Annotated in this window: 5 protein-coding genes and 1 pseudogene; 2 read left to right on the plus strand and 4 right to left on the minus strand. The window is 53.6% G+C overall.

Annotation, left to right across the window (positions count from 1 at the left end):
- Positions 1-592: 592 nt before the first annotated feature.
- From COY37_RS01675 to COY37_RS01690, 4 genes are all read right to left on the minus strand, one after another.
- Entirely contained in the window at positions 593-4,285 is a 3,693-nt protein-coding gene (locus tag COY37_RS01675) for an NAD(P)-binding protein (RefSeq protein WP_286677641.1), read from the minus strand.
- Between the two features lie 20 nt (positions 4,286-4,305).
- Positions 4,306-6,093: an NADH-quinone oxidoreductase subunit NuoF gene (locus COY37_RS01680; RefSeq protein WP_286677642.1), complete on the minus strand. Its 1,788-nt coding sequence runs from the start codon at positions 6,091-6,093 to the stop codon at positions 4,306-4,308.
- Positions 6,094-6,597: an NADH-quinone oxidoreductase subunit NuoE gene (nuoE, locus tag COY37_RS01685; protein WP_286677643.1), complete on the minus strand. Its 504-nt coding sequence runs from the start codon at positions 6,595-6,597 to the stop codon at positions 6,094-6,096.
- Positions 6,598-6,672: 75 nt separating this feature from the next.
- Positions 6,673-6,972 carry a hypothetical protein gene (locus tag COY37_RS01690; protein ID WP_286677644.1) on the minus strand — a complete coding sequence of 100 codons (300 nt, stop codon included), beginning with the start codon at positions 6,970-6,972 and terminating at the stop codon, positions 6,673-6,675.
- A gap of 417 nt (positions 6,973-7,389) precedes the next feature.
- Between COY37_RS01690 and COY37_RS01695 the strand changes: the two genes are divergently transcribed.
- Both COY37_RS01695 and COY37_RS01700 read left to right on the plus strand, forming a co-directional pair.
- Positions 7,390-8,043 carry a response regulator gene (locus COY37_RS01695; protein ID WP_286975702.1) on the plus strand — a complete coding sequence of 218 codons (654 nt, stop codon included), beginning with the start codon at positions 7,390-7,392 and terminating at the stop codon, positions 8,041-8,043.
- 14 nt (positions 8,044-8,057) lie between these two features.
- Positions 8,058-8,462, plus strand: a pseudogene (locus COY37_RS01700) (hypothetical protein); the annotation flags it as partial.

The raw sequence follows: 8,462 nt of genomic DNA on the forward strand, positions 1-8,462 counted from the left end.
AGAGGCCTGCAACTTCGGTAGGATATGTGTCCATTATCATATCAAACCATTTCTTCAAAATAACAGGCTTCTTCTCTTTTAAGATGTCCTTCAGCTTCATCTCCGTCTCACCTCCGTTTCATCTGCGTTTCTAATAATTTCTGTATTTCATACGCACCAGCTTTGGTTCGGGCCTTACATTGTCTTGGGTCATAACCTTCTTTAAGACTTTTGGCTTGCTCGTTTGCGGTGGAGAGAATAATTTCATGAATCCTTCCAATGGGGTGGAGGCGCCGATACAAGACAATGGCAGCTCTCAGCCCTTATCAGAAGCGCAATAAAAACACATATAGTTTGTAACAATTGTTCCAATCAGAGTAACATTGCCGCAGCTACTTGTCAAGCTAGTAGCAAATATATTTCCTGGGAATTGATTGAGTACTCCCAGTACGTTAGATAACCTACCAAATCAAGTCTAGCCTGTATCCATTTATCGAGCCTTTGCAGTGTTGATGGGGTTTCAGCAAGGAAAACATATCCTGCGCATGCCGGGCGCACCACATAGGTAGGGGCGGAGACAAGCTCCGCCCCTACTAGTGGTATTCATAGCTATCTATTTTCCTTTTGCCCCGTACTCGGCCATTCCCTCGAGCCAGAGCGGCGATATAAACGTCGTGTTCTCGTCGCATGTCGACAGCTGTACCCCGCCCTCGGGTATTTTATCGAACTTCAGGCAACTGTAATCCGGCACCGCCTTGGTTATCTCGCGGAATATCTCGGGTACGCCCTTGTACTGCATGGGATACCCCAGAGCCGTTGAGAGTTCGCAAAGCACCTGCCAGGTCTGTTTGCCCGCTTCGGGCGCTATCCCCTGATGGAGGCGCTGGATTCTCAGCTCTGCGCTTGTGAACGTGCCTTCGGTCTCGGCAAAGGTACTGCCCGGCAGGATCACGTCCGCCTGCCCCATTCCCTCGGTAAATACCGGGGATATCAGCACCGAGTACGCTCGGCTGCTACCGATATGCTCGATATCGAGGTCGTCGTTGCCGCCGCCGATGGCGATAAGCCCGCGAATGGTGCCGGAGCCCGCTTTTTGTATCATCTCCTGGGCACTTATGCCCTTGCGTTTCGGTAGGCTTTTGCCCCACAGCTCTTTAAGCCGCTCGCGTGGCGTGGCGTCGAATACCTGCTCCTGCCCTGGGAGATACTCGGCCGAGACACCCATGTCTATCTGACCCTGGCTGTTACCGTACGTGCGCAGGGCGATTATGCCCGAGCCTTTTCTGGCCACATTCCCGGTAACTAGCGCCAGGTTGCACACCAGCGCCAACTCAGGCATGCCTATCGAGTCCGCATCGATCACGATCATCGGGTTTTTGGCGCGCAGGTACATATGCAGCAGTTCTATTACCTTGGACGGTTTAACCCAGAATGCCTCGTCCCAGGTCTCGAGCGAATAAGGTTTCATATTATGCTCGAGTACCTGCAAGCCCAGCGTGCGCCGTTCGACAAACTCCCTGTCGACCAGGTCGTACTGGAAGACGTAGTTGAGCATCGTCTGAAGCAGTTCTTCGGCCATGCGTTTGCTTACTTTGAGCGTTGCTTCCGCTATCGGATCGAGCCTGGTTGCTTCTGAGTTGACGATGATAAGCTTGCTGCCCTTATCCACCGCCTCTTTTATTTTTAGTGAGACGATCGGGTAATCGGTACAGACATCGCTTCCGAACACAAACACCAGGTCGCTGTTTACAAGATCATCAAACGAGCAGGTGGATGAGTTTTTGCCAAAACACTGTCCGAGAGCATCGTTCTCGGGAAGGCCAAACGAGTTGCCGATGTTGTTGGTCCCGATGGCCATCCTGGCCAGCTTCTGCGCCAGGTAGTTCTCCTCGTTTGTTAGCTTGGGCGATGCGAGAACGGCGAGTTTATCGCTGCTGTACTGCGCCTTGGCCGCTTTAAGGCCGGCGGCGGCCGCCTCTAACGCCTCTTCCCAGGTAGCAGGCTCAAGCTGTCCGTCGCGTTTCACCAGTGGTGCGATTAAACGATGCGGTCCGTTTACAAATAACGTACCGTACGCGCCCCTCTTGCACAGGTTGCCGTCGTTTACCTTGTTGGCGATAGGCGAAGTTACCTCGACCACCCTCCTGCCCTTTACTCTCAGATCGAGCGAGCAGTTTATGCTGCACTGCGGGCACGCAGACGGGATATCGTCCGTCTTCCACGGCCCCGGTTTCGGCAGGGGTGTTTTTACGGTAAGCGCACCGGTCGGGCAGGTCGAAACACACTGGCCGCACGACTCGCATTGGGTTTCCGCCAGCGGAATGCCGAGCGCTGGCTGAACCAACGTCTTAAATCCCCGGTGAACGAAGCTTATCGCGCCGAGGCCCATAAGCTCGGAGCAAATCCGCGCGCACCTGCCGCACAGGATGCACTTGTTGTTATCCCGCTGGATAAACTGATGGTCGTTGGCAATCGGCAGACGATGCTTCTCACCGCTAAACTTGGTGGCTTCAACAGCGTACTCGGTCGAAAGGCTTCTAAGCTCGCAGTCAAAAACATCGGTGCAGCCGCACGAGAGACACCTCATCGCCTCTTTGCGAACATCCTCTTCGGACAGTCCGGTCTCCACCTCGCGGAAGTTATGTTTCCGCTCACCCACGGAGATGGCCTGCATCTTTGCCCTTGGGATTTTTGGTTTATCGGCAAATTCCGTAGGGTCGATCTCGTTCAGCTCACCCTTGGAAGAGTTGAACGGTTTTACCGGTGGAATGACCGGCTCCCCGTTTAGGTACCGGTTGATGGAATACGCCGCACGCTTGCCGGCGCCGACCGCCTGGACTACCGTTGCGGGGCCGCTTGCACAATCGCCGCCGCTAAAGACGCCCTCTGTCGAAGTCTGCATGGTTTCCTTATCGACCTCGATGTTACCTCTGGAATTAAGGCTTGGGGATGTGCCGGTATTGAGCTGCGGCATAGCCAGCGACTGGCCGATGGCTGCAATAACGGTATCCACCCGGATAACAAACTCAGAGCCTTCGACAGGGACCGGCCTGCGCCGTCCCGAGCTGTCGGCATCGCCGAGTTCCATCTTTATGCACTCCACACCGGCGGCGCGCCCGTTCTCCTCGACTATCCTTACGGGAGCGGTCAAAAAGTGGAACTGCGCCCCTTCATGCTCGGCCTCCTCAACCTCCTCGGCTGCGGCCGGCATCTCGTCCCGCGAGCGGCGGTAGAGTACCATTACTTCTTCTGCGCCCAATCTCATGGCGGTACGTGTTGCGTCCATGGCGGTGTTTCCTCCACCGATAACCGCAACCCGTTTTCCTAACTCAACCTTTTTGCCCTCGACAACATCGCGCAGGAAGTGGATTCCCGGTAGAACGCCCTCCAGGTCTTCCCCTTCAACGCGCATCTTCTGGCTGGCATGGGAGCCGAGCGCTAAGAAGATCACTTCAAACCCGCTATTCTTTAGACTCTCGATTGTATAGTCTTTTCCGAGAGCGCTGTTTAGGTGGACGGCATCGCAAAGCGCCGTTATCGTTGCGATCTCTTTATCGAGATCCGCTTTTGGTAAACGGTATTCCGGTATCCCGTAGCGGAGCATGCCGCCAAGCGCCGGAGCCGAATCGAGAATCGTTACCCCGTGTCCCTTAAGCGCCAGGAAATATGCCGCCGACAACCCAGCCGGGCCGCCGCCTATAACGGCTATTTTGTGTCCCGTTGATGGTTTGACCGCAGGCATAACCGGGCCGTTCGCCATCGCCATATCATAGTCGGCTACAAACCGTTTCAGCGCATTGATCGAAACCGGTTCGTCGACCAAATTCCTGCGGCAGTTTTGCTCGCAGAAACGCGGGCAGACCCTGCCGCACACCGATGGCAGCGGATTGCTCTCTTTTATAAGCTTTAACGCTTCCTCATATTGCCCGTCGGCGATAAGCGCGAGTTGCCCCTGGATATCTATGCCGGCCGGACAAGCTAGTTTACAAGGAGCCACACAGTCCCCGTAATGATCGGAGGCCAGTAGCTCCAGGCAGACCCGCCGGAGGGTAGCAATGTTATCGGTATGCGTGCTGATACTCATACCTTCACTTACCTGGTTTGCACAGGCCGGAACAGGGCCGCGCGCGCCTTCAACTTCAACTAAACAGATACGGCAGGCCGCATACGGCTTGAGCCTCGGGTCGTGACACAAGGTCGGCACATCGACGCCGTTTTGCCTCGCCGCCTCCAATATCGTGCTCCCGACTTCGGCTTGAACCGGCCTGCCGTTTAATTCGATCTTAAGTTTCGCCATTTTATTCATGTTGTCTATGTCTACCCTCCTTAATAAACAGTAATTGCTTTTTGTTTACACACGTTCATGCAGAGACCGCATCGAACGCATTTTGCGTCATCAATCGTATGTGGTTTCTTCTTGGGGCCGGATATCGCTCCGGTCGGGCAGTATTTCTCACAAAGCATGCATCCCGTGCACGCATCCTGGATAACTTCGTAGGTGATAAGCGCCCGGCACTTCTTAGCCGGGCATTTCTTATCGTAAATATGGGCCTCGTACTCTTCACGGAAATACTTGATAGTAGTGAGCGTCGGATTCGGCGCAGTTTGGCCGAGCCCGCAAAGCGACGCCCTCTTAATGCTTGCCGCGAGATTTTCAAGAAGCTCGATATCGCCCTCTTTTCCCTCGCCTCCGGTTATTCGTTCAAGAATTTCGAGCATCCGCTTCGTCCCGATCCTGCAGGGTACACACTTGCCGCACGACTCATCCTGTGTGAAATTCAGAAAGAACTTTGCAAGATCAACCATACAGGTACTCTCGTCCATGACGAGCATACCGCCCGAGCCCATGATAGCGCCGACCGCCTGTAGCGAATCGTAATCCACCTGGGTATCGGCAAGACCGGCCGGGACGCATCCGCCGGAGGGGCCGCCCATCTGTACAGCCTTAAATGCGAGGTCGGATGAAGTGCCGCCACCGATATCAAAAACGATATCCCTGATGCTCATACCCATCGGCACCTCAACAAGCCCGCCTCTTGCAACCTTGCCGGCCAGGGCGAATACCTTAGTGCCCTTGCTTTTCTCACTTCCGAACTTGTTATAAGCCGCCGAGCCATTGAGGATAATCCAGGCAACGTTTGCGAAGGTCTCAACGTTGTTGATGTTGGTTGGTTTACCCCATAAGCCGGATTGGGCGGGGAACGGCGGCCGAAATCTCGGCATACCGCGATGTCCCTCGATGGACATCATAAGCGCCGTTTCCTCACCGCACACAAACGCGCCGGCCCCCTCGCGGATCTTCAAATCAAAGTCAAAATCCGTTCCCATGATTGATTTTCCAAGGAGCCCGCGTTTTCTCGCCTGTGAGATCGCAAGCTTTAGCCTGCGCACCGCAAGCGGGTATTCGGCACGGCAGTATATATAGCCTTCTGAGGCGCCGATAGCGTAGGCCGCAATCAGCATGCCCTCAAGGACGCTATGCGGGTCGCTTTCGAGAACGCTTCTATCCATAAACGCACCCGGGTCGCCCTCGTCCGCATTGCAGATGATATACTTCGGCGATCCCTTGGCCGCTCTCGCAAACCCCCATTTCATGCCGGTATTGAACCCGGCTCCGCCTCGCCCTCTGAGGCCTGCTTCCTTGACTTCGTTGATTACATCGTCGGGCGTCATGGTTTTCAACACCTTCTCAATCGCCTGATAGCCGTCGGCCGCCATGTAATCATCGATACTTTCGGGGTCGATAATGCCGCAGTGACGAAGCACTATACGCTGCTGCCCGGTCATCGGGCTTTTCTCCTGCAACGGTGCGCTATCGCCCTCGGCCACAACCAGCCATTCAAGAATCGGCTGGCCCTTTACGACGTGCTCATCGACGATACGCTCGACCATCTCGGGCGTGACATCGCCGTAGATAAAGCGCTCATCCTCTGAGAGCGAGACTTCGACAAGCGGCTCTTTATAGCACATGCCTATGCAGCCTGTCTGCTGCAAATCAACCTCTGAGTCCTTGAGCTTTGCGGACAGGGCATCAAACACCCTGCGCCCACCCGCGGCGATTCCGCACGAACCCAGGCCCACCTTTACGACTTTAGTCCCGTTTAAGGTCTTCATCTATACACCATCCCCATCTTTGCGCTTGCACTTCTTGAGGACTTTACGGACTGATTCGGGTGTCAAATGTCCATGTATCTCTTCGTTTATCATCAGCGCCGGCGCCGAGCTGCAGCAGCCGAGACACGCCACTTGCTCGATGGTGAACTTGCCGTCCGGGCTTGTTTCGCCCGCTCTTGCACCCACCTCTATTGCGATGGACTCGGAAATTCTTTCCGCTCCGGCCAGGTGGCAGGCCGTTCCGTGGCATACCTTTACAAGGTTTTCGCCCAGCGGCTCAAGCCTGAACATGTTGTAAAACGTGGCCGTTCCGTAGATCTCGCCGTTCGTGATGCCCGTAATCTTCGCGATGCGGTCGATCGCAATCGGCGGGATATACCCGTAGGTTGCCTGAACCTCCTGCAGAATTGGGATGACCGCACCGCGTTCGGCATTATGCTTGTGTACTATCGCATCGATAACCGAGAAACTGGGGGTTTCTCTGGCTCGGGTTTGTGTAACCAAATTTCGCACCTCCTAGCAAAGTCATAATCGTTTGTTAATCGTTTAGCGGATTAACAGAGCTGAATGAGTTACAAACTAAAACCCGGTGTGTGTCAGCGCCCTGAGGAGCTGTTTCTTTGATGAGCGGTGGCGCTCGTAAATGCTTACGATGCGAAGCATCTCAATGTTCTTAACCCACGAGTTCTCGCGGATTTTGTTGGACAGCGACTCGACGCTAACCGGCGCCTCGACCATGATGACCATGTCGCAATCACCGATTACCGGGTCGACAAAATCGACGCCCTGAATCTCCTCGAGTTCTCTCACTGCTTTGACGAATTGCTGCTGATCCATGTCGTCAACCACGTCCACAAGTAGATAAGCCCTTAATCCCATTTTCTTCCCCCTTTTCATCCGGTGTTCATGTTATTGAATCCATTTAATCACCCGACCGCCGTGCGACGCATCGGGGGCCGTACCCGTCTTGTCTCATGAATAACTAGGAACACGGCTCGCTCCGTTTGCGGTTTTAGACTCTCTTCTTCCGGGTAAGTTGCAGTAAACGAATCAGTATTTTCACGGGCTGTCGTTCGGCAAAAACATTGTTGCTACTTTGACATTGTAAGCGCATAATACATAGTATCGGGAGTTACAAACAGTATTGGTGGGTTCCCTACCAGGCTTTTATCATGAACTGGATACGCGGCGGGAAACTAACAGTTTACACGGATTGATTGAGCCTTACCACAGTGCGTTTCGTTATCGCCACGTGGTTCCGTCACTAGTGTTTTAGGTAGGGTCAAGGGGAGTAGTATGACGAAGATTCGGGTTCTACTAGCTGACGACCATGCTCTTGTGCGCGAAAGTATTCGCCAGTTTCTTGATAAAGAGACAGATATCGAAGTGGTCGGCGAAGCTGGAGACGGTGAACAAATGGTAGCATTAGCCGGCGAACTCAGGCCGGATGTTATCGTTGCCGATGTTGCCATGCCGAAGATCAACGGTATCGAGGCGACAAAACAAGTTAAAGCGCTCGACCCCTCGATAGCTATACTAATCCTTACCGCCTATGATTTCGACCAGTACGTCTTTGCCCTCCTCGAGGCCGGGGCCGCCGGATATCTACTTAAAGATATCTGTTCCCAGGAGCTTATAAACGGTATTTATGCCATTTACAGGGGCGACTCCGTCCTTCACCCCGCCATCGCCCGCAAGGTAACACAACGCTTTAGAAACACACATAAAAGTCATGAATTGCGTTCCTTCGAGCTTTTAACGGACAGAGAACTCGGTGTACTCAAACTCGCGGCCCAGGGCAAGACCAACAAGGAAATTGCAGACGAACTCTCCTTAAGCGTGCGCACTATCGAATCTCACGTCGGACATATTTTTAACAAGCTGGGCGTGGGCTCACGTACCGAAGCGGTTATACTTGCGCTTAAAAAGGGCTGGGTAGGGTTGGAGTAAAGCGGGGTCACGACGTGAGAAGTTCGAACCAGGACAACGTAAAAGCGGTGGAATACGGCAAGCGCCCTATGCGTGATCTGCATTTCTGGCTCATCGCGTTCGTAACGTTGCTTATAACCGTCTATTATTACAGCGACCAGGCTTTCATCAACTGGTTTCCGAATTTGACGTTACCTTTTGGACTCACCAAGCACTCGATCGATCGTCTACTCTATCTCATCCCCATCATTTACGGCTACCTTGCCTTTAACTTAAGGGGCGGTCTTATCGCCTTGCTGGTCTCGTTACTGGCGGTCCTACCCGACGCTCTATTCATCTCTCCCAATAAAGCAAGCGCCTTCATTGAAATATTCATTATCGGTGCGATCAGTATCGCAATTTTGTTCAGGATCAATTATCAAAGATTAAAACGCGAGCGC

This window comes from Candidatus Aquicultor secundus, from assembly GCF_002791875.1.
GTDB classification, from domain to species: Bacteria; Actinomycetota; Aquicultoria; order Aquicultorales; family Aquicultoraceae; genus Aquicultor_A; species Aquicultor_A secundus.